At 41.6% G+C, this 20,888-nt stretch carries 21 protein-coding genes; 10 read left to right on the top strand and 11 right to left on the bottom strand.

Going from position 1 to position 20,888, the window contains the following annotated elements:
- The first annotated feature begins 370 nt into the window (after nt 1-370).
- Complete coding sequence (locus RM368_RS29075; protein WP_322697277.1) at nt 371-1,084, top strand: response regulator transcription factor; 714 nt, start codon at nt 371-373, stop codon at nt 1,082-1,084.
- A 129-nt stretch (nt 1,085-1,213) separates the two neighbouring features.
- On the opposite strand, the gene pdxA is transcribed toward RM368_RS29075, so the two are convergent.
- Nucleotides 1,214-2,308, bottom strand: a complete 1,095-nt coding sequence (gene pdxA / locus RM368_RS29080; RefSeq protein WP_322697278.1) for a 4-hydroxythreonine-4-phosphate dehydrogenase PdxA — start codon at nt 2,306-2,308, stop codon at nt 1,214-1,216.
- A 205-nt stretch (nt 2,309-2,513) separates the two neighbouring features.
- Between pdxA and RM368_RS29085 the strand changes: the two genes are divergently transcribed.
- The 6 genes from RM368_RS29085 to RM368_RS29110 all read left to right on the top strand — a co-directional run bounded on the left by RM368_RS29085 (nt 2,514) and on the right by RM368_RS29110 (nt 7,328).
- The gene (locus tag RM368_RS29085) at nt 2,514-2,618 is read left to right on the top strand and encodes a PetM family cytochrome b6-f complex subunit 7 (protein WP_094344256.1); all 105 of its coding nucleotides are present in this window, start codon (nt 2,514-2,516) and stop codon (nt 2,616-2,618) included.
- 250 nt (nt 2,619-2,868) lie between these two features.
- Entirely contained in the window at nt 2,869-3,867 is a 999-nt protein-coding gene (locus tag RM368_RS29090) for an SDR family oxidoreductase (protein ID WP_322697279.1), read from the top strand.
- Between the two features lie 129 nt (nt 3,868-3,996).
- Nucleotides 3,997-4,914: an NAD(+) kinase gene (locus tag RM368_RS29095; RefSeq protein ID WP_322697280.1), complete on the top strand. Its 918-nt coding sequence runs from the start codon at nt 3,997-3,999 to the stop codon at nt 4,912-4,914.
- A gap of 331 nt (nt 4,915-5,245) precedes the next feature.
- A complete protein-coding gene (gene nblR, locus RM368_RS29100) occupies nt 5,246-5,932 on the top strand; it encodes a response regulator transcription factor NblR (RefSeq protein WP_099103317.1) in 687 nt (228 codons plus the stop codon).
- A 151-nt stretch (nt 5,933-6,083) separates the two neighbouring features.
- A complete protein-coding gene (locus tag RM368_RS29105; RefSeq protein ID WP_322697281.1) occupies nt 6,084-6,590 on the top strand; it encodes a DUF192 domain-containing protein in 507 nt (168 codons plus the stop codon).
- A 510-nt stretch (nt 6,591-7,100) separates the two neighbouring features.
- Nucleotides 7,101-7,328, top strand: coding sequence for a DUF2949 domain-containing protein (locus RM368_RS29110; RefSeq protein ID WP_292719964.1), 228 nt, complete (start codon nt 7,101-7,103; stop codon nt 7,326-7,328).
- 343 nt (nt 7,329-7,671) lie between these two features.
- Here the strand turns inward: RM368_RS29110 and RM368_RS29115 are convergent, their stop codons facing one another.
- The 4 genes from RM368_RS29115 to leuS all read right to left on the bottom strand — a co-directional run bounded on the left by RM368_RS29115 (nt 7,672) and on the right by leuS (nt 13,554).
- Nucleotides 7,672-8,820, bottom strand: coding sequence for an alanine--glyoxylate aminotransferase family protein (locus RM368_RS29115; RefSeq protein WP_322697282.1), 1,149 nt, complete (start codon nt 8,818-8,820; stop codon nt 7,672-7,674).
- A gap of 1,212 nt (nt 8,821-10,032) precedes the next feature.
- Entirely contained in the window at nt 10,033-10,374 is a 342-nt protein-coding gene (locus RM368_RS29120) for a DUF5615 family PIN-like protein (RefSeq protein ID WP_322697283.1), read from the bottom strand.
- Nucleotides 10,375-10,377: 3 nt separating this feature from the next.
- Nucleotides 10,378-10,704: a DUF433 domain-containing protein gene (locus RM368_RS29125; RefSeq protein ID WP_322697284.1), complete on the bottom strand. Its 327-nt coding sequence runs from the start codon at nt 10,702-10,704 to the stop codon at nt 10,378-10,380.
- 204 nt (nt 10,705-10,908) lie between these two features.
- Nucleotides 10,909-13,554: a leucine--tRNA ligase gene (leuS, locus tag RM368_RS29130; protein ID WP_322697285.1), complete on the bottom strand. Its 2,646-nt coding sequence runs from the start codon at nt 13,552-13,554 to the stop codon at nt 10,909-10,911.
- A gap of 369 nt (nt 13,555-13,923) precedes the next feature.
- Between leuS and RM368_RS29135 the strand changes: the two genes are divergently transcribed.
- On the top strand, nt 13,924-14,115 hold the full coding sequence (locus RM368_RS29135; protein WP_322697286.1) for a hypothetical protein: 192 nt from the start codon (nt 13,924-13,926) through the stop codon (nt 14,113-14,115).
- Nucleotides 14,116-14,231: 116 nt separating this feature from the next.
- Nucleotides 14,232-14,687 carry a gamma-glutamylcyclotransferase family protein gene (locus tag RM368_RS29140; protein ID WP_322697287.1) on the top strand — a complete coding sequence of 152 codons (456 nt, stop codon included), beginning with the start codon at nt 14,232-14,234 and terminating at the stop codon, nt 14,685-14,687.
- A 9-nt stretch (nt 14,688-14,696) separates the two neighbouring features.
- Here the strand turns inward: RM368_RS29140 and RM368_RS29145 are convergent, their stop codons facing one another.
- The 3 genes from RM368_RS29145 to RM368_RS29155 form a co-directional block, all read right to left on the bottom strand.
- Nucleotides 14,697-15,311, bottom strand: a complete 615-nt coding sequence (locus RM368_RS29145) for an anti-sigma factor family protein (RefSeq protein WP_322697288.1) — start codon at nt 15,309-15,311, stop codon at nt 14,697-14,699.
- A gap of 166 nt (nt 15,312-15,477) precedes the next feature.
- Entirely contained in the window at nt 15,478-16,134 is a 657-nt protein-coding gene (locus RM368_RS29150; protein ID WP_094352725.1) for a sigma-70 family RNA polymerase sigma factor, read from the bottom strand.
- 365 nt (nt 16,135-16,499) lie between these two features.
- Entirely contained in the window at nt 16,500-16,652 is a 153-nt protein-coding gene (locus RM368_RS29155) for a hypothetical protein (RefSeq protein WP_292736083.1), read from the bottom strand.
- Between the two features lie 279 nt (nt 16,653-16,931).
- On the opposite strand from RM368_RS29155, the gene RM368_RS29160 reads away from it, so the two are divergent.
- Nucleotides 16,932-17,951: a L,D-transpeptidase gene (locus tag RM368_RS29160; RefSeq protein WP_322697289.1), complete on the top strand. Its 1,020-nt coding sequence runs from the start codon at nt 16,932-16,934 to the stop codon at nt 17,949-17,951.
- A gap of 83 nt (nt 17,952-18,034) precedes the next feature.
- On the opposite strand, the gene RM368_RS29165 is transcribed toward RM368_RS29160, so the two are convergent.
- From RM368_RS29165 to RM368_RS29175, 3 genes are all read right to left on the bottom strand, one after another.
- Complete coding sequence (locus tag RM368_RS29165) at nt 18,035-18,574, bottom strand: late competence development ComFB family protein (RefSeq protein ID WP_190909652.1); 540 nt, start codon at nt 18,572-18,574, stop codon at nt 18,035-18,037.
- A gap of 122 nt (nt 18,575-18,696) precedes the next feature.
- Complete coding sequence (locus tag RM368_RS29170; protein WP_322697290.1) at nt 18,697-19,632, bottom strand: M23 family metallopeptidase; 936 nt, start codon at nt 19,630-19,632, stop codon at nt 18,697-18,699.
- 525 nt (nt 19,633-20,157) lie between these two features.
- On the bottom strand, nt 20,158-20,856 hold the full coding sequence (locus RM368_RS29175) for a DevA family ABC transporter ATP-binding protein (protein WP_322697291.1): 699 nt from the start codon (nt 20,854-20,856) through the stop codon (nt 20,158-20,160).
- Nucleotides 20,857-20,888: the final 32 nt, after the last annotated feature.

The following is a 20,888-nucleotide window of genomic DNA, read 5'->3' on the forward strand; positions in this document are numbered from 1 at the left end:
GATTGGCTGATAAGTTAGTTTTTCAGCCTTTATAGAGACCTAATTAACCAGGGAGTGCCTTACTCTTTTAAATTTGTAGCAATTCCCGTCGCTTTTGGATGTGTCTTTTGACTATTTGCGGTTACGGAGATGGTTTTTAATTACACTTATTCCAAATGTAAAAGTTTGACATTATACAATACAAATTCAAAATTATGCAAAAATCATGCCATAATTATAAATTTTATTGGCCCTATCGTGGCTGAGGTTGCGATCGGCTTCATGGAAAATTAAATGTACACAAGTACTACAGTAGCGGTGGTACTCAACAAAAACACGTAAAGTAAAGCTGGCACAACAGCAAATCGCCCAATCTACAATAGATAGCACTATGGTTATGGTTACTGCTACTACTACTACTACTCCCAAAATTCTGATCGTTGATGACGACTTCGGCGTCCGAAATCTTGTCTATCGTTTTTTAAGTCGGAAATATCAAATAGAGTCGGCAGCAGATGGTAGGACTGCTTTATCGTTGTTTGAGCAATTCAACCCAGCTTTAGTAATTCTGGATTGGAATTTGCCGGATGTTACTGGTTATAGCCTTTGCCAAGAAATGCAGAGTCGTACTAATGTTTTAGTGCTGATACTGACTAGTAGGACTGACGAGGCTGATAAAATTAAAATCTTAAGCGCAGGTGCTGATGATTTCATGACTAAACCATTTAGTCTTGCAGAAGTTGAAGTTAGAGTAGAAGCTCTTTTGAGGCGGATACGCTACATCAATCCCTCCCCAACACAACGTATCGTTTTCAAGCAGCTAGTAATTAATCCAGAGGGCCGCGAGGTAACACTTAACGATAAAACTCTTCCCTTAACAGCACTAGAATTTAATATCTTACATTTTTTGGCAAGTCATCCTAATCAAGCTTGGAGTCGTCCACAGCTAATCCAAAAAATCTGGGGTTGCGACTATGTAGGAGATGGCCGGGTAGTTGATGTCCATATTGGTCAACTTCGCAAAAAGATGGAAGTCGACCCCAGCATACCGGAGTTTATCAAAACTGTACGAGGCTATGGTTATAAGTTTGAAGCGCCCGAATAGAATACTAGTTTTTATGGCTACCACAAAAGTGCAAACAACACTGAAAGAAGAAATAAATGCTTAACTGAACCATATTCAGAACTGATTTGGTCGTGTCTTGAAGATTTTAAGCAAAGCTGCACTTAAAGATTATTTATTATTTTTCTTAGCCAATCTTTGACTAACTAACTCAGCGGCTAAATGTATTGCTGCTTTTATACTCGTAGCATCAGCGATTCCTTTACCTGCAATATCGAACGCTGTGCCATGATCGGGTGAAGTGCGAACGAAAGGAAGACCTATAGAAGTATTAACTGCCCGATCGAACGCCATCAGCTTCACAGGAATTAAGCCTTGGTCGTGGTAAAGTGCCAAGTAGCCATCAGCTGGATTTTGTACTAAAGAATTTCCATACCAAGCTTGACCAGGTTTAACCCACATCGTATCTGGCGGTATCGGGCCATCTAACTGCAATTGCGGTCGGTTTTGCCGCTCTTGCTCTAACCAGGGAATTAACCAATCTTGTTCTTCGTGTCCAAGTTGTCCCTGTTCGCCACTGTGGGGATTTAAACCGGCGATCGCAATTCTCCCTCTATATATACCAAAATCTTTCTCTAAACACTCTACTAACAAATCCAGTTTTTGTGTCAACAACTGCGGTGTCAACACATCGGCTACTTGACGTAAGGGAATATGTGTGGTTGCAAGTAAGGCGCGGAGTGTCCAATTAGTATGAGGCGATCGCGCTACAAATAACATCCCAAAACGGTCAACACCAGATTTTTGTGCCAAAAGTTCTGTTTGCCCTGGATAATTATATGCTGCGGCCTTCCAAGCAGATTTGGCGATCGGCCCTGTGACAATACCATCAAATTTACCAGCCAGTGTTTGAGCGATCGCATATTCCATATACGCAAAACTAGCCGCACCACTGGCTGCATTACCTATTCCTGAAATAATTCGATCTTTAATTTTTCCATCTAATTGCACATCGCTGACTGACAAATCATCTGGATTTGCCAAAGCTACTAAATTCTCAGTTAAATTCAGTTTGTAATAAATCTCTGCCAGCAAATCTCCGTTACCCACTACTGTAACGTCATATTTTTGACGAATTTCTGGATCGGCTAAAGCTTTCAAAATCACCTCCGGCCCAATTCCCGCCGGATCTCCAAGCGTCAGCGCCAAACGCGGACGATTCTCTTTCACAAAATTTATTAAATTACCTTGATTATTTTGATACATAAAAATTCTTCATAATTGTTATCATCAAAATTTTCCAATTTACCCATCTTCCCTTCTACCAAGAATGGGGATTACCCCCCAAACCAGTAGGGATTAGCTGCTAAACTAGTTTAAAATTGTTTACACAGGTCTAATCCTAGCAACTGTTGAAAAGCTTCTGGTAGACCTAGTTTACACACCAATTTGCATAAGGAGAATCACACTAATGGGCGGCGAAATTTTGAATGCAGCTCTATTGTCTTTCGGTTTAATCTTCGTAGGCTGGGGCTTAGGCGCGTTGTTACTGAAAATTCAAGGCACAGAAGAATAATTGAGTGCTGAGTTAGAAGTAGAGACGCGATTAATCGCGTCTGTACAAGAGTTATTATTCTCATCATTCCCCATTCCCTACTCCCTTTTTCACTGAAATGAGAAAAAAGCTTGTTCGTTAATCGGACAGCTATTTTCTCATGAGTCCATCCAAATAAATTGATTTTCTGAGAAAAGATGTAAACTTTTGTTTGCATAGGTTATTCTGATAACATTCTTTTCATAAAACATTAAAATTTATTACAATCCTCATGACCTTATTAATCGTCGGTGCCACTGGCACCTTAGGAAGACAAGTGGCTCGTCGTGCTATCGATGAGGGATATAAAGTACGCTGTCTTGTCCGCAGCAGTAAAAAAGCAGCTTTTCTGAAAGAATGGGGAGCAGAACTCGTCCCTGGAAATTTACGTTACCCCGATACCCTAGCAGAAGCTTTAGTTGGTGTAACCCAAGTTATTGATGCCTCAACCTCTCGCCCTACAGATTCACTAAGTATCAAACAAGTGGACTGGGACGGGAAAGTAGCATTGATTCAAGCTGCAATTGCAGCGGGTGTAGAACGTTTTATTTTCTTTTCGATTTTAGATGCTGATAAATATCCAGAAGTGCCGCTAATGGAAATTAAGCGGTGTACAGAATTATTCTTGGCTGAGTCAGGCTTGAATTATACCATCTTGCGACTAGCCGGGTTTATGCAAGGGTTAATCGGCCAGTATGGGATTCCTATTTTGGAAGGACAGCCAGTTTGGGTGACAGGTAATTCTTCTCCCATTGCTTATATGGACACTCAAGATATTGCTAAGTTTGCAATCCGGGCATTAAGCGTACCAGAAACGGAAAACCAAGCTTTTCCTGTAGTTGGTACTCGTGCATGGAGTGCAGAAGAAATTATCAACCTGTGCGAACGCTTATCTGGAAAAGATGCTAGAGTAACGCGGATGCCAATAAACTTACTGCGTACAGTGCGGGGCATAATGCGATTCTTTCAGTGGGGATGGAACGTAGCAGACAGACTGGCGTTTACAGAGGTATTGGCTAGTGGTAAACAGTTAAATGCTTCAATGGATGATGTATACACAGTATTTGGTTTAGATCCGCAACAAACCACAACCCTAGAAAGTTATCTCCAAGAGTACTTCAGCCGAATAATGAAGAAACTCAAAGAAGTAGACTACCAGAAAAATAAAAATAAAAAGCAAAAACCTAAAAAAACTCCTTTTAAACAGTCTTCAAAAGCTAATAGTCAATAGTCATTACGAAACAGACATTAGTCGTTAAACTCTAGACTCTGGATCTTTGACTCTAGATTAATGACTACATGACCAAAATGTGTAACGATTACATAATACAGAGCATCGCCTAAACTTGGATATTTGAGTGTGCCGAAAGCAGGCATTATCTACAATGACGTTAAACCGATAGCGGGCCGTGTCGCTATTGAGTTGAAAGACAAGCTAACCGCAGCCGGTTGGAATGTATGTATCACATCGAGTATCGGTGGTATATTGGGCTATCCTAACCCGGAGAGTCCTGTGTGCCACACTCCCATTGACGGTCTGACACCCCCTGGTTTTGATTCAGATATGGAGTTTGCAGTGGTATTAGGGGGAGACGGTACTGTTCTGGCAGCGTCTCGTCAAGTAGCCCCTTGTGGTATTCCACTGTTAACAGTGAATACCGGCCACATGGGATTTTTGACGGAAACTTTCCTGAATCAATTGCCTCAAGCACTAGAACAGGTAATGGCAGGTGAGTATGAAATTGAAGAACGAGCAATGCTCAATGTCAAAGTGTTTCGGGATGATTCAGTGCTATGGGAAGCCCTATGCCTGAATGAAATGGTGCTACACCGAGAACCTTTGACCTCTATGTGTCATTTTGAAATTGCCATAGGGCGTCATGCGCCAGTAGATATTGCCGCAGATGGTGTGATTGTTTCTACGCCTACTGGTTCTACAGCTTACTCATTGAGTGCTGGTGGCCCGGTGGTGACTCCTGGCGTACCTGTTTTACAGCTAGTACCCATTTGTCCCCATTCCCTAGCTTCTAGAGCATTGGTATTTCCAGATACTGAATCGGTCAATATCTACCCAGTCAATATCCCTCGGCTGGTAATGGTAGTAGATGGTAATGGAGGGTGCTATATCTTACCAGAAGATCGAGTATATATGGAGCGATCGCAATATAGTGCCCGATTTATTCGCCTGCAACCGCCTGAGTTTTTCCGAATTTTGCGAGAAAAGTTAGGTTGGGGTTTGCCACATATTGCTAAACCAACTTCGGTAGAATTGCCGTAGGGCTTGGGGATTGGGGATTGGGGATTGGGCACAAGAAGCAGAGGGGCAGAGGGGAAAAACTTAGTGTAACTTCTCCTCTGCTACTATGCCCCATGCCCAAAAGAGCTGATTTCCTTCCAGAATTACTGGTATGGAGATGGAATTTGGAGTTAGTTATTAAGATTGCATCCGAGAATTCGATAGCTGACACCTGAACGTGCTAAAACATCCTTAGCAGCGTGTCAAATCAGAATTGCTACATCACTAAAAGCTCGTAATTGCACTTTATAACTGATGTAAAGATTTTCTCTGGAATATCTTTACAATCCCAAATCCAATATCCCAAATTGTTATGACAGTTGCTCAAAGTCCTTGTGTTTTGGTGATTGAAACCGATGAGAGCCTTGCAAATCAGCTTTCTTGCGATTTGCAAGAAGCCGGTTATGAATCAATTTTGGCTCATGATGCAACGAGTGGTTTACAACACTGTCGCGATCGCCAACCTGCTTTAATTGTTTTAGACCGGATGCTAGCAGGAGAATCAGGACTCTCATTGTGCAAAAATATGAGAAGCACTGGTATGCGATCGCCTGTATTGATTTTAATGGCAAGGGATACAGTTGACGATCGTGTAGCTTGTCTAGAAGCTGGAGCGGATGATTACATCCTCAAACCTTACCGCTCAGAAGACTTTTTGAAGTTGATTCGCCTCTACTTAAAACCCGATGTAGATACCACAGAGCAATTACGCTTTGGGGATTTAATTTTAGACATAGCAACTCGCCGTGCCATACACAACGGGCGACCAATTGACTTGACAATGAAAGAATTTGAACTATTAAAATTCTTAATGGAACATCCCCGTGAAGTATTAACCCGCGAACAAATTCTAGAAAATGTTTGGGGTTACGACTTTCTGGGTGAGTCAAATGTAATTGAAGTGTACATCCGTTACTTACGGTTAAAAATCGAAGATGAAGGTCAAAAGCGCCTGATTCAAACAGTGCGAGGCGTAGGGTACGTTTTAAGAGAATCCTAGTATACTATAGCGGGAGTTTGCTTATCTCCTTGCCTCATTCTCAGTTTCGGATTGGGAATGTAAATTTGGGTGCTAATGCCTTCCACCCAAAGGGTTTTTCTGCCTACAACACTGTAAAATTGAAGTCTAAATTACAAAATCGAAAAGCTATATGACTCGTCGGCTAAGTCTGCTCTCAATAGTGCTGAGTATTTTTCTGATGGGTTGTTCTGTGCCAACAACTGCTAAATCTCCTAGCCCCACCTCTGGTTCTAAAACTCCAGCACCAGAAAGTTTAGGTCAAAAACTACCAATTTCTGCTAAAGCCATTGTGCCGAATGGTACAACGATTCAATTAGAGGTAGCACAGACGCCAAAACAGCAAGCGATGGGATTGATGTATCGACCAGCTTTACCAGATGACCGGGGGATGCTGTTTGGCTTCCCTTCAGCACAACCAGTCAGTTTCTGGATGAAGAATGTACCTGTACCCCTAGACATGGTATTTCTACATAAAGGTGTAGTTAAATATATTCAGGCTGCTGCACCTCCTTGTACAAGTGAGCCTTGTCCTACCTATGGTCCCAATACACCAATTGATAAGGTGATTGAACTTCGTTCTGGAAGAGCTGCCGAATTGAAGTTAAAAGTGGGCGATATTCTCAAAATAGAGTTTTGAAACTCTAGTGTTTTGCCTGGATAAAAACTTGGGTAATTACTCGGTTGAGAGCCTATACGGTTGAAATATATGTTTTTTTTGTAAAAAATGTCACTGTATGTGGTCAAACAGCACTTGTAACGCTACTATTTAAAAACTGTAGTAATAATGTAAAATTCTACTGTCTCAAACCTGAAATCGCAGTTTTCAGGTTTAGTCTCAAAAATATTCCCTTGGGCGTAAGTGTAAATAGTCGCCAATAAGAGAGTATAGGCTATGGAATCTTTATTACTACCTGTGTAATTAAATAAAACACAAAGGTAAATAAGATGAAGTCAATTTAATTAAGTAAAAATACCGCTTAATAAGCTAGCAAAAGATTTGTATGAGAATTTTTATTTCTCAGACCATCTATAAGAAGCTTCTGTTGAAGGCGGATTAACAAAAACTGTGCTGGGGTGTATGGCCGAAAACGGCACAGTGACAGATGAAATACTGGTTACTGTCTACTGAGTAATGGTGAACTGATATATGACAATACATTCTGCACAAGGAGGTGAGATACAAATGTCACCATCAAAATATTCTCGACTGATTAATTTTTTGCAAGAAGATTTGGCAATTTCCACAGCATCACTAGCGGTGGCACTTCGGCATCGGGAGCAAGACCCAGGTCCTTTGGCAATGATTCTTTGGCAATATGGTTTGATTACTCTAGAGCAGTTAGAACAAATTTATGATTGGCTGGAGACGGCGTAGGTTATACCAATTTTAGATTGTAAATTTTAGACTTTGGCTTAAAAGTTTCTACCAAATGCCTATTAGCAGAATCTCAAACAATACTATTTATACGAATTTTGGATGATACTAAGTTGCCAAAGTTAGTCTTGTTTGGTGTCAAAGATACAATACAACTTTCTTCAAAGCAAATAATACTATCTAGGGCAACTTGGTGTCATTTAAGAGGATTGAGGTATGTCACATCAACTCTACCTTACGTAAAGATTGATATATATCTTTCTTGACTGACAGTTTCTACTTAAATATCAATTAAAAGAGCGAGTTGATAATTTAACTCGCTCTTTTGATTTATTACTCAGGACTAACTAAACACTTTAACTGCTGCTGCTATACCAGAACCAGGAGTGAAATCTTCGTAGCCAAGTTCTGTGAGGGTAACTTCTAAGGATGCTATACAGCTAAGGATATCGCGATCGCTGACAAAACCCAAGTGACCAATACGGAAAATTTTATTGCTCAAATGATCTTGACCACCAGCGAGGGCAATATCAAAGCGTTTTTTCATCAATGACCGAATTTTATCGGGTTCAATTCCTTGTGGTGCTACAGCCGTAATCGCCGGACTAGCAGAATTATCTGCTGCAAGCAAGGGTAAATTTAACCCTTTTATGGCGGCGCGAGTCGCATTTTTCAGCCGTTCATGTCGAGCAAAGATTGATTCTAAGCCTTCCTCTTTCATGATTCGCAACGTGGTGTGTAACGCTACGATCAAGTTCACAGGCGGAGTAAATGGAGTTGTATTTTTGCCTGTAGCTTTGCGATATTTGCCTAAGTCCAAATAATATTTCGGTAGCTTCGCAGTTTTGTAAGCTTCCCAAGCCTTGGGACTGACAGAGACAAAACCCAACCCTGGCGGAATCATATAACCTTTTTGGGAACCGGAAGCGACGATATCCAAACCCCAAGCATCCACGGGTAAATTGAAGGCACCCAAGCTCGTGACGGCATCAACGATAATTAAAGCTTCACCATGTTCTTTGACGTGGCGGTTGATGGTTTCTAGGTCATTCAACACACCCGTCGAGGTTTCGCTGTGGGTAATGATTACAGCTTTGATTTGCTTTTGGGTATCTGCTTGGAGTTTTTCGGCAAATACTGCGGGGTCTAAGGGTTTTCCCCATTCCACCTTAACTTCTTCTACATTCAAACCGTAGGCTTGACCAACTTCTACCCAGCGTTCGCCAAATTTACCATTAGAGCCAACTAAAATGCGATCGCCTGGAGAAAGAAAATTAATTATTCCCGCTTCTACAGCACCCGTACCACTGACATTCAGCATCAACACATCACTTTGAGTTTGGTGCAGCCACTTCAGGTTTTCTGTCACCTCTGCCAATATATTGCTAAATTCACTAGTACGGTGCCCAATCGGATGCTTGGCTAATGCCAGTAAGGCAGCTTCTGGCACCGGTGTAGGGCCTGGAATCATCAGCATCAGCTTATCGTTCATGTTTCTATCCTAAAAGTCAAATAAAAGTCAAAATTGTGGGAAGTCGGTTAAGTCTGGTAGCAAATCCTAGATATTCATCTACAAATTCCACTCAGATTGTCACCAGCATTGTTGTATATTTTCCAAATTTATAGGAAAAGTATTGTGGGAGTTAACGATCGGTCAGCTTGACCTTTGCAATTTATACCAGACTCCAACTCAGATAAAACCTCTGTTCCAGGCAATCTTACCACACACCTAGACGCCAGGTTAAGGTGTCTGCTCGTAGGCGAACGGCTATTTTAGCCAAGGATTAAACATCTATCTAGATGAAGCATCGGTACGATAAATTCTTAAAATCTACCCATAATCCACCTCAGTTGTTTTTATAGAAAAACGCGAAATCATTTTGAACATCGCGGTAATTATCGCTGAAAAAGTTGTGTTTTGCTTCCATGAAAGAAGTAACTCCCTACACTATACAGAAGACTTGGATGTTACCGTTTGCTAAGAGATAAAAGATACCCAACCCAAACTTTTCAATCTATTTGGGTCAAAGATTTGTTCTTGGGTTGCCATTCTCTAAACAATACCTTCGTTTATGATTTATATGAGTCAAAATCGCTTTGCCACTAATATCCAAGCCTTTTCTAGGTTATTTGATAGCGACTAATTTGACGCAGAAGTTGAGATATCTATGCTACTAATTGCTGCACTTTTTGATACTGCACTTAGTAGTAAGCAATGTCGGCGGCGGGTAGTAATAAACTATAAGTTTTTATACTATACTTACAAAATTGCTACAATCGTGCTTAGTCTCCTTAGTTACTATTCACGGTGAGTCGTTTTTAACTAGTGTTCAGTTCATAAAGTGTCACTCACTAGATCCCCGGTATTCTTACAAAAGAGATATTCTTAGTTAGTGCAAGGAGTGATACCATTTCACCACATGTTTGTCACAAGTTATCCCCGTAATATTCCCTCCTGAGGGAGTGTTGCAGATTTCAAATGTTGCATCAAACGAGTGAGTTGGTATAAGCTTTTACGGAAAAGCGCTTGAGTAAGCAAAATTCTCAAGCGCTTTTTTGTGTATAAATAAAACAGTCTAACTCTCTGGACGCTTGGATAAATGTTTTTAAATACACATCTACCAGAGAAGGAACCTACTGTTATAAAAATTGTTGCAACATATACTTGATAACTCTAGCATTTGTGCGTACCACCAAAACCTTTTTAAGTTACTGGACGTACCACACGAATTAGTTTTCCTTGCAAAGGTTCTTCTGTTGCCACAGCCTCATCTATCCGTGCTGCAAATTGTTCCCAATTACGATTATTCGTGCAAACAAAAATACCGAAGTGGTTAGAATCACGACGATGCAAACGGATAAAACCAACTCTATTGATAGTTAATATTGAGCGTTCTTGACTTATGGCAAATGCTAGCACTTCCTCATCAGGTATACCTTGGTCTGCATTTTCTGCTTCTTGAACTGTCAAAACATCATGCCCCAAAGCGCGTAATAATTCCACAACTGGAAAGGGAAACTGCTCATCTGCGTAAAACCGCGCCATTGATTAGGCTACCTCATTACGCTCAATTGCCAATTCGATTTCATCGGGATGAGCTTGTGCATATACCCAAGCATTAGCTAAATCTGTAGCTGTAATAGTTGGATAACTCGTCAAAAGGTCAGCATCACTATATCCAAGACCGCGAGCTTCCACAAGTACCCAAACAGGAATACGAGTTTTAGCGATGCGAGCCTCTCCACCACAAACTCTAGGAGTTTTTTCAATTCCTTGGCAATTGTTGCCGAGACTTTGAGCAAGTAACTGTATAGCCTGCAATTTTTCATCAGGACTGAGGGCAAGAAGTTGTTGTTCTAACTCTTTGAGTGTCACGGATGTAAATCCTCTGATGTTTTGTCAGGCTAAATTTACAATTTTATCAATTGCTAAGTACAAGATTTCATTAATTCGTAGCGAATTCCCTATGGTAAGGCGTACCACTTCGTGGAAGCAAGCTACGCGTAGCGTCTCGTAGAGAAGCGCATCTGCGTTTAAATTTCAACTCTCAATTTGCCACGATTTTATGCAAAACTGTACTTAGCTAACTACAAAATTCACCAACTTTCCAGGCACCACAATTACCTTTTTAATCTCTTTGCCTTCGATGTAACGCTGGGCAATTTCTGATTCACGAGCATATTTTTCCAACGCTGCTTTATCTGCTTGTGCTGGTACTTGAATTGAGCCGCGAGTTTTACCCATAATTTGAATCACTAAAGTGATTTCATCAGCTACTAAAGCAGCAGGGTCAAATGATGGCCAAGTTTGAGTATGAACTGAATCACTTTCACCCAATAAATGCCACAATTCATCAGCAATATGTGGTGCAAATGGTGCTAGTAAAACCACCAAAGTGCGAATACCTTCTGCGTAAATCGGTGAACTTTTGCCGTCAGCATCAGTTAAGGCATTACTCAATTTCATCAATTCTGAAATAGCGGTATTGAATTGATATTCGTCTTCCACGTCTTCTGTCACGGCTTGAATCGCCGTGTGAATCGCCCGCCGCAATTCCTTTTCTACCTTAGTTAAATCAGATTGGGGTTTTTTATGGGATACCCCAGCCGCAATATAATCTGTCACCAAACGCCAAACTCGATTTAAAAAGCGGAATTGTCCTTCCACATCGGCTTCATCCCATTCCAAATCTTTTTCTGGCGGCGCTTTGAACAAGATGAACATCCGCGCTGTATCTACACCGTATTTAGAAATTACATCTTCTGGTGCTACACCGTTGCCCTTTGATTTAGACATGGTGGCATAGAGACGTTGCAACGGTTCCCCTGTCTGGGGGTCGCGCGGGTCAGCAGAATTTACCAGATTAGAAGGAATCCATTTATCTTTGCCGCCTTTGTTGGGATTTAGGTAAGTTAAACCCTGTACCATACCTTGAGTTAACAAGCGTTGGAAAGGTTCATCAAAGTTCAGTAACCCTCTGTCCCGCAGAACCTTAGTAAAGAACCGCGAATACAACAAATGTAAAATTGCGTGTTCAATCCCACCCACATACTGGTCAACTGGCATCCAGTCATTGATTTTACTGGAATCAAAAACCTGTTGTTCATTTTTAGCGTCAGGGAAGCGCAAGTAATACCATGAGGAATCAATAAAAGTATCCATCGTGTCAGTTTCCCGCTTTGCTGGAGTGCCACAAGTCGGACAAGGTACGTTTACCCAACTCTCTAACTGAGTCAAAGGTGAACCGCCACGTCCAGTAAATTCCACCTCTTCCGGCAACTGTACTGGCAAATCTCGATCGGGAACTGGTACTATCCCACAGTTGGGACAGTGAATTACAGGTATCGGTGCGCCCCAGTAACGTTGCCGTGAAATCAACCAATCCCGCAAGCGATATTGCACTCGTACTTTACCAAAACCTTGTTGTTCGGCGTATTCAATTATTGCTTGTTTAGCCTCTGTGGAAGAAATACCAGTAAAAGCACCGGAATTAATTAAAATTCCTGGTTCGGTGTATGCCTGGTTATATTCAATTTGCACTAGTTGTGTGACTTCATCCGTCTCCGATGTTGGAGTTAAATCAAAACCTGCAACATCATCTGGGGAAACGATGACAAAATCAATTGGCAAATCGTAATTTTTGGCAAACTTAAAATCCCGGACATCATGTGCCGGCACACCCATCACTGCTCCAGTACCATACTCATACAGTACATAGTCAGCAATCCAAATCGGCACTTCTTCCCCTGAAAATGGGTTAATTGCCTTACCACCTGTGGGTATACCCCGCTTAGGTTTGTCTTCAGCAGTACGTTCCAACTCACTTTGATTGGAAACCTCTTTAATAAAGGCTTCTACCGCTGCTTGTTGTTCTTTTGTAGTGACGCGCTTTGTTAAGGGATATTCTGGTGCTAACACTAGGTAGCTAACACCATAAACTGTATCTGGGCGTGTGGTGTACACTCCGATTTTTTCATCTATCCCAATGATGGGAAATTCTAAGTAAGCGCCTGTAGATTTGCCAATCCAGTTTGCCTGCATAGACTTGACGCGTTCCGGCCAACCTGTCAATTGATGCAAGTCATTGAGTAATTCTTCGGCGTAGTCAGTAATCTTGAAAAACCACTGGCGTAATAATTTGCGCTCAACTACTGCCCCACTGCGCCAAGAACGTCCTTCGTTATCAACTTGCTCATTTGCTAGTACAGTTTGATCGATCGGGTCCCAGTTTACAGCTGCTTCTTTTTGATAAGCTAACCCTGCTTGCAAAAACTGCAAGAAAATCCATTGCGTCCACTTGTAATAATCTGGCGAACAGGTAGCGAGTTCGCATTCCCAGTCAATAGATAAACCGAGACGCTGCAATTGTTGTCGCATCTGGGTAATATTTTGATAAGTCCATTTTGCTGGCGGTACACCACGGTCTATGGCGGCATTTTCTGCTGGCAAGCCAAAGGCATCCCAACCCATTGGGTGTATTACCCTATACCCTTGCATTCGCTTGAGGCGGGCAATCACATCGGTAATCGTATAATTACGGACGTGACCCATGTGTAGGCTGCCCGATGGATAAGGGAACATGGAAAGTGCATAGAATTTTGGCTTGTTGCTAACTGTTGGTGTCTTATCTAAGCCAAGTTCTACCCATGTTTTTTGCCATTTTTCCTCAATTGCTGCTGGGTTATATCGGGAATCTACAGAATCACGTATTTCCAATGGTTTCATGCCTGTTACACTTTATTTCTACTAATTTTCTAGCATTTGTTTACTAGTACATTTGAACCACTATATTGAGGGAATTATCTGTCTAGTAATTTTCTAATTTAATTTACAAAATCAATTTACTATTTCTTTCTACCCCCTATTTCTATCTATCTTATATCCCTAAAGTTCAACAAGTTTAGGTATATAGTGCATAAAAAAGTCCCTTGGTGGTTTTGATTTCGAGTTCTGCACGTGTGAACATAAAATAGAGTTACCCATTTGTAAAAGTGGTATCGGTAGGTAACAACTTTCCACGGTCGATTGCCTACGGTTTAAACACTCTAATGGTTTGTCTCCACATCACTCAAGCTATATTTACATCTCTCAATAATGCCTAACCCTAAAGGTAAACCTGAAAATTTAGAACCGATTAAGTCTGACAGAGAGAAACCTTTGCCAGAAAAACTTAGTTTCAGAGTTACCAAGGAAATGAAAGAAGAAGTGCAGCAACAAGATAACCCTCCTGAATTTTGTAGAGAAGCTATCCAAGAGAAGTTAGACAGGAATAAAGGGCAAGAGTAGTACTTAATTGTTTAACTATTAATCTGAGTAAACAAAAATATCTCTAGAACTGATATCTAAAGGTATTCAAAATCATAGGTTTTGATTGCTGTCAAGTTAGATGGTTAAAATAGGCAATGGTTGAATCAAATATAAAATTGTCTGATTTAGTGCGGATTTTTGTCTACGGCACGCTCAAACCAGGTGAAGCTAACTATAAAAGATACTGTGCTAGCAAAGTAGTTGATGTCAAAACAGCCATTGTACAAGGCAAATTATTTGCTCTGCCAATGGGCTACCCAGCGATGACGCTAGGAGATAGCCAAGTTTATGGATATTTACTCTCTTTTTCCAACCCAAAGATTTTAAATGAGCTAGATGTGCTGGAAGATTACCAGCCCAATAGACTAACACCAGAAAACCTCTATAATCGACATATTATCGAGGTTTATGAGCCACAGTCGCTCTCTTATAGTTGGGCTTGGGTTTATTTAATGACTCTAGAACAAGTTGAGCAATTAGGAGGTTTACTCCAACCTAACGGCTGGTGGAGCGGCTGTGGTTTAACCCTAGAGTACAGTTTTGAACTGTAAACTTTGCGATTAGTTTATGTCCTGTTTGGGGTCGTGTCGTTGCGGCTGAACCTGATAAATTGAATTTTCTGGAGAGGCTACTGCTGCTTTCGGAATTTCAATTACCGGGTTATTTAGTCCCACCATCAGCGGGGAAGGGGGAACTATAGACGCTGAGGACGTTTGTATCGGTTCTCTTTGTGGTCGTTGCGCCAGTTGCGGCACCATCGAACCACCACCTACTAAGCCAGATATTGCACCGATCGCACAAGCAGCAACAGCTGCACCTGCCGCTATCCAGTTTAAACGGGAGCGGCGGCGCAAACGTGTCAATACTTGCTGAACTGTTTCTTCTGGCGACTGTTGGGCTGCTGGCACTGGGAGCGTCCGCAAACCTTGGCGCAGTTTTAACAGTCGGGCATACAAACATTGAACTGAGGCATCATTTGCCAGCCATTCTTCTACTTGCCTGCGTTCGGTGGCTGTGACTTCACCATCGAGGTAAGCACTCAATAACTCGAAGCGATCGCGCTTCACCATATCCATAAGACCCGTTGATTCATTGGTATGCTTGGCCATTCCATCTGACAAATCTTGAGGAAGTTGCAAAGGAGAACGGTCGTAAAACTGAGAATCAGTAGTCATCTTAACATTATTACCAATTCATACACGGGTAAACTGGGCGGGAATTTTGGGAAAATTAGCCAATTTTCTACCTTTAGGCAGAAAAAATCTACGTCTTTCTAGTAATTTTTAATCTATGCTTAAATTCTGCCATTGGGCAGAAGCAAGATACTGTAAATTAAGAAAATTAGGAGTCTAGATAATTCTGCAAGTGGGCTTGCAGCCTCGATCTAGCTCTGGCGATTCTGGACTTCACTGTTCCTAGAGAAACTCCAGTGATTTCGGCAATTTCTTCATAAGCCATGCCTTCGATTTCTCTGAGGACAATGGTAGTACGAAAAACTTCTGGTAAATCCGCGATCGCTTCCCGCAATTGCTCGTAAAATTCTCTCGTTGTCAGTTCTTCTTCAGGGCCTGGCGTATCGCCAGCGATTTCCCAATCCATCTCGCCGTCCTCTAAGGAACGGGGAGCATCCAGTGACAAAGGACTCATCACCCGCTTGCGTTTACGTAACTCGTCGTAAAACAAGTTCGTGGCAATGCGGCTTAACCAGCCCCGAAATTTAGCAGGCTCTTGTAATCGGTTAATGTTCCGATACACTCGAATCCAAACTTCTTGAGCCAAATCGGCTCTGTCAGGCCAATCTGGAGCTAAGTGGTATAGAACTCGATCGACTTGACTTTGATAGCGACGTAATAGTTCCGCAAAAGCAGCACGATCTGGTCGCAGTCCGGCTTGACAGCGCAAAATTAAATCGTGGTTAGGGAGTTTGTCAACTTGCACTGATGCTTCTGGATACTTTGCATCAACCGTTGACCAGGATACAGTAATCGATTGACTCATAGATCGTACTGGCTCTAAATCATCCCTATCTATTAGACCTGCTAATGGTACAGAAGTTCCATGCTCAGGTGACGGATTTATGACTGGAACACTGAAGCAGACAATTTTGGATACATTTATAGCAATAAGCAGAGCCACTTTTCCTTATACTGCTCCCATAGTTACCTAAGACCGATCGAGGAACCAAGGCGCGATCTAATGCACATTTTAGTACTTTTGGCAACTGGATATATACGCTTGATCGAGATAATTAAATTTAGCTATAAAAATGAAGATAAAATTTTGTAATTCTAACTTCTTGATACCTTTAAAATTCGGGTAATAATTTCTGGAAGTTAGGTTGCTGTGGTTGCTAAGATGGTGATTTAATTTTTTGATTTCGTTACCAGAATAGTTGCTGATTGTTCTGATTGTGGCCCGAAAGCAGTACTAGAGTTATGTTGCTCTGGTACGCGAACTTGAAAAAAGAAATTGAGGGAAAATGTAATTGTTACCGCTAGCAATAGTTTTTCAAACATGGTTTTTCACCCACCTACACCATTAATGATTGATTGCTACATTTCAAGAGTTCCACTAAAAAGTCCGAAAAGAGGCTTACGACCCTCAAAACTTTTGAGGAATAAGGTTGCTCACTTGGAATTTTGCCACTGGGACAATTTATATAGTCTTAGTTTGCCCAGAGGTGTTGGCAGATTTACAGCGGAAATGATAAGTATTGATAAATTTTTGATAATAGGATGATGAACTCATCCAATTGCTCGGCTGGATATGTCAGGGATAAACAATAGGCGATGGCAATGGTAAGAAACGAATCTGTAGGGCGTATGGTAATGCTGCTTTGTTTTGGCACAGCATTTTTATCCTTAGCTGTCCATTGGCGCATTAGTACGGCGGAACGGCAATATGAGAAGTCTGCATCTACTTCGATGCGGCGAGATTCTACCCGAACCAATCTTAAGGGAAGCCGGACAGAGGGAGTCTACAAGAATCTTTCCCAAGTGAGTTTGGGGGAAATTGCGCTGGGTGGATCTGTGCCACCTGATAAAGTTACCCAAGGCTCGACTGCCCAGAGGACGTTTACACCAAAGTCCTCTGCTATTAAACCTAAAACTAAATCAAAAATAATTAAGAAGAATCTAGCTAAAACAACTACTCGTAGGGCTTCTACTATTAATAAGTCGCAAATAATTAAGAAGAATCTAGCGAAAGCAACTATTCCTAGAGCTTCTAAACTCAAGCCTGCTACCATTCAGCCACAAACTAAGCCCCAAATTATTAAGAATAATGTAGCTAAAGCAAGTGACGTACCAACTCAGACGCAGTTGATGGCGAAAGTAGAAAGACAAAATCCAATTGCAGATAGTTGGCCAAAAGGTCTGTGGTCTCAGGCTTCAGCCCAACAAGTACCATCTAGTAGGCTGGCAAATGTCAAGACGCAGGTAGTGGTTGATTTAAGCGATCGCCGCACTTATGTATATGCAGGAGACGAGGTGATCGCCAGCTACCCCATTGCTGTTGGTAAGAAAGGTTGGGAAACGCCCACAGGTTCTTTCCAGGTGATCCACATGCGACACTTTCCAATCTGGCGTCACCCGATTACTGGCAAAGTATTTCAGGCTGGTACGGATAGTCCCTTGGGAGATAGATGGATTGGTTTTTGGTCAGATGGACGCAATGAAATTGGCTTTCATGGCACGCCGGATGTTGACCTGGTAGGAACGGCTGTATCCCACGGCTGCTTAAGAATGCGAAATTCTGATGTCCGATTGTTATATGAGCAAGTGAGTATAGGGACAAAAGTGTTAGTACGTGATTAATTAGTTAAAAGTCATTAGTCCTTTGTCCTTTGTCCTTTGTCTAAAACAAATGACTAATGACTAATGACTAATGACTCTTAAAATTATAATTTTTGCTCAAAGTTAGGCGCGTATGTTTGGAGTAAAGCACTAACTTGGCGTACAACCTCATTGCCAGTATTTTTACCCAAAGCTTGACGTTCTGGGAAGAAATTGGGTCGATCGAGGTAACGGTTAATCGCCTCACTTATTTGTTGAGAAATTAAGTCTTGCAGTTGTGCCTGAGCCGTTTGGCGCTGGAAGTTAGCACCCTCTTCTGTAGTAGCATACAAAGGTGGTAGCCGATTGAGAGCGTAAGCGGCAATATCCCCGACATCTAGAGAACTTTCGCTGGTGGCTTCAATTTCTGCGACTCGGGCGATCGCTTCCGTCAGCACCAATTCTTCCATAACGTTAATAAATTGTTTGCGAGGTACCGCCACTACCTCACCAGTCAATAGCGCACCCATCAGCCGATCCAACGCCATATACTCTTCAATTGAGAGTTCTGAGGCGTTATCACAGATTCTACCGACTTCTGCTTCCATTGCTGGTGTCAAATAACCATCTTGGAGAGCTTGTTCTACAATTTTTTCGATACTCATAACGCTTATCATCATTTATGTTGGCAAAGCTTGGTAGGGACGGTATCAATCCAATTTATTTTGCGTAATTCTCAGCAAAAAATACACAAATTATGCAAAGACAGGATCAATTCTGCCTCTATCTAGTTAACAACCTTAGTTCGCCAAGGTGTTGGATCGACAGATTGTCCGTTGACATATAGACCCCAGTGTAAATGCGGCCCCGTGGCAGCACCTGTTGAACCTACTGCACCAATTAGTTGACCAGCTTTCACAAAATCACCTTCTTTAACGTTAATACGACTCAGGTGCATGAAAATACTGGTTACTCCTTGACCGTGGTCAATGCCAACTACGTTACCGTGTATCCGAAACCCTTGGGATACCCTACCTACCAAAGCAACTCGCCCAGCGGCTGGGGCAATTACCGGTGAACCGGCAGCACCAGCGTAGTCAAGACCACGATGATAGTAGTCTTTTGCAAATGTACCATTATAGTAGCGACGTACACCATAGTTTGTACTCATCCGCCCTGCATTTGGCTTCAGGAATACTCCATTCCAATACTTTTCTGGTGTTTGTAGCGCCTTAAAAGCTGCCACACGCTTAAGTTCATACTCTGTGGCATCCACTCCAGCTTTACCAGGTGGCAAAGTAATACGTTGTACGGGGAATTTGCGATTAAGCACATTCACTGCCAAGTTTTGCACTTGACCATCCCCCGCAACCCGAAGTGTTCTAGTTCCAGCTTTTTCTAATGGAGTTGTGGGAACAAAAGCCCGATACTGATTGGGCGCAATTTCAAAGGCTGGGTATGTATTCTTGCCACTAGCTACTGTTGGTTTTGTACCATTCTCTGGATTATCTAGATTAATCTGCACCGAGAGTGTATCCCCTAATTTAGGATTAGTTGGAATCACCTTTACTTGCAAAGCATCTACAGGTAATGCCAAGGCGATCGGGAGAACAGCAAATATTCCCTTTAACACATTTATTGCACGGCAATTGGCTGTCAAAGTTTTGACATCAAAACCGAGCAAATTTTTGTTTGAACTACTAGCGCTATCCTCAATAATCATAGAACTACAAAAACCCTTGCTTGTATTGGAAAATAGATTAGCTTATTATCGCTAGTGTTTCCTGTTTGAAGCCGATGTTGTTGACAACCATAAATTTTCGGAAATTCTCCAGGTATTTATGGATTGCAAGGGCGAATCATTTTATCTGTAATTTTAGGAAATTGGTCTTGACTCTAATAACCAAGGTGTATGACATTGGCAATGAGCATAAAATTTAACTGTGATTACATAAATAATACTTGAAGGAAATCTCGGAATCAACTGGACACTTTTTCAACTGGACACTAATATCACATTCTTAGGTTAAAATTGGTATGGGGAAATTACTTAAACTAGGTAAATAAGTCAGTGAAGATAAATTAAACTATATACATACCATTCGGAAATATTATTTTAAAACTTACTGAGAATAGCGCTTTAGTTGGCAAAAAACTATGATAGTGAGGCAAAAATGTGAGTCTGCCACGCCACACTTCAGATTTACTTTATAAATCAACTCCTGATCAGGGAATACGCTAATTAACTTTAGGCTGATAGTATTACTTTTGACTTGAGTATGCCATCTTCCATCTGAACTATGCGATCGGCAATGTCTAAAATGCGGTTGTCATGAGTAACCATCAAGATGGTACAGCCTTGTTCTTTTGCCAGTTTTTGCATGAGATTGACTACATCTCGTCCTGACTGACTGTCAAGGGCAGCGGTGGGTTCATCCGCGAGAATTATTTGAGGATGACTGACTAAAGCACGAGCGATCGCTACTCGTTGTTTTTGTCCCCCAGACAGTCGATCGGGATAGTAATGCAAATGATTTCCTAATCTTACTTGCTCTAACATTAGGGCTGACCTAGCTTGCATTTTTTTTAACTCAAGATGTTTGTGCAATTCTAAAGCCATTTTGACGTTTTGGAGTGCCGTTAAACTACCATGCAAGTTATGTGCTTGGAAAATATAACCGTTATAGCGTCGCGCTTGCACTAGTTCTTCAGCACTAGCACCACAAAGTTCTCGTCCCAACACCTGCAAACTACCGGATTGGGCAGAACGCAATCCACCCACTAAGGTCAACAAGGTAGTCTTTCCAGAACCAGAGGGCCCGGTCATGATAATAATTTCACCGGCATTAATTTCTAGATTGATGTTAGATAAAACTTGCTTGCGGAGTGAGCCGTGACCAAAGTGGTGGTCGAGATTTTTAATAGAAATGACGGGTTGACTAGTCATAAATAGATCGATTACTCGTGACGGTCGTCATT

The sequence above is a fragment of the Nostoc sp. DedSLP03 genome (genome assembly GCF_034530815.1).
In the GTDB taxonomy this organism is placed as follows: Bacteria; Cyanobacteriota; Cyanobacteriia; order Cyanobacteriales; family Nostocaceae; genus Nostoc.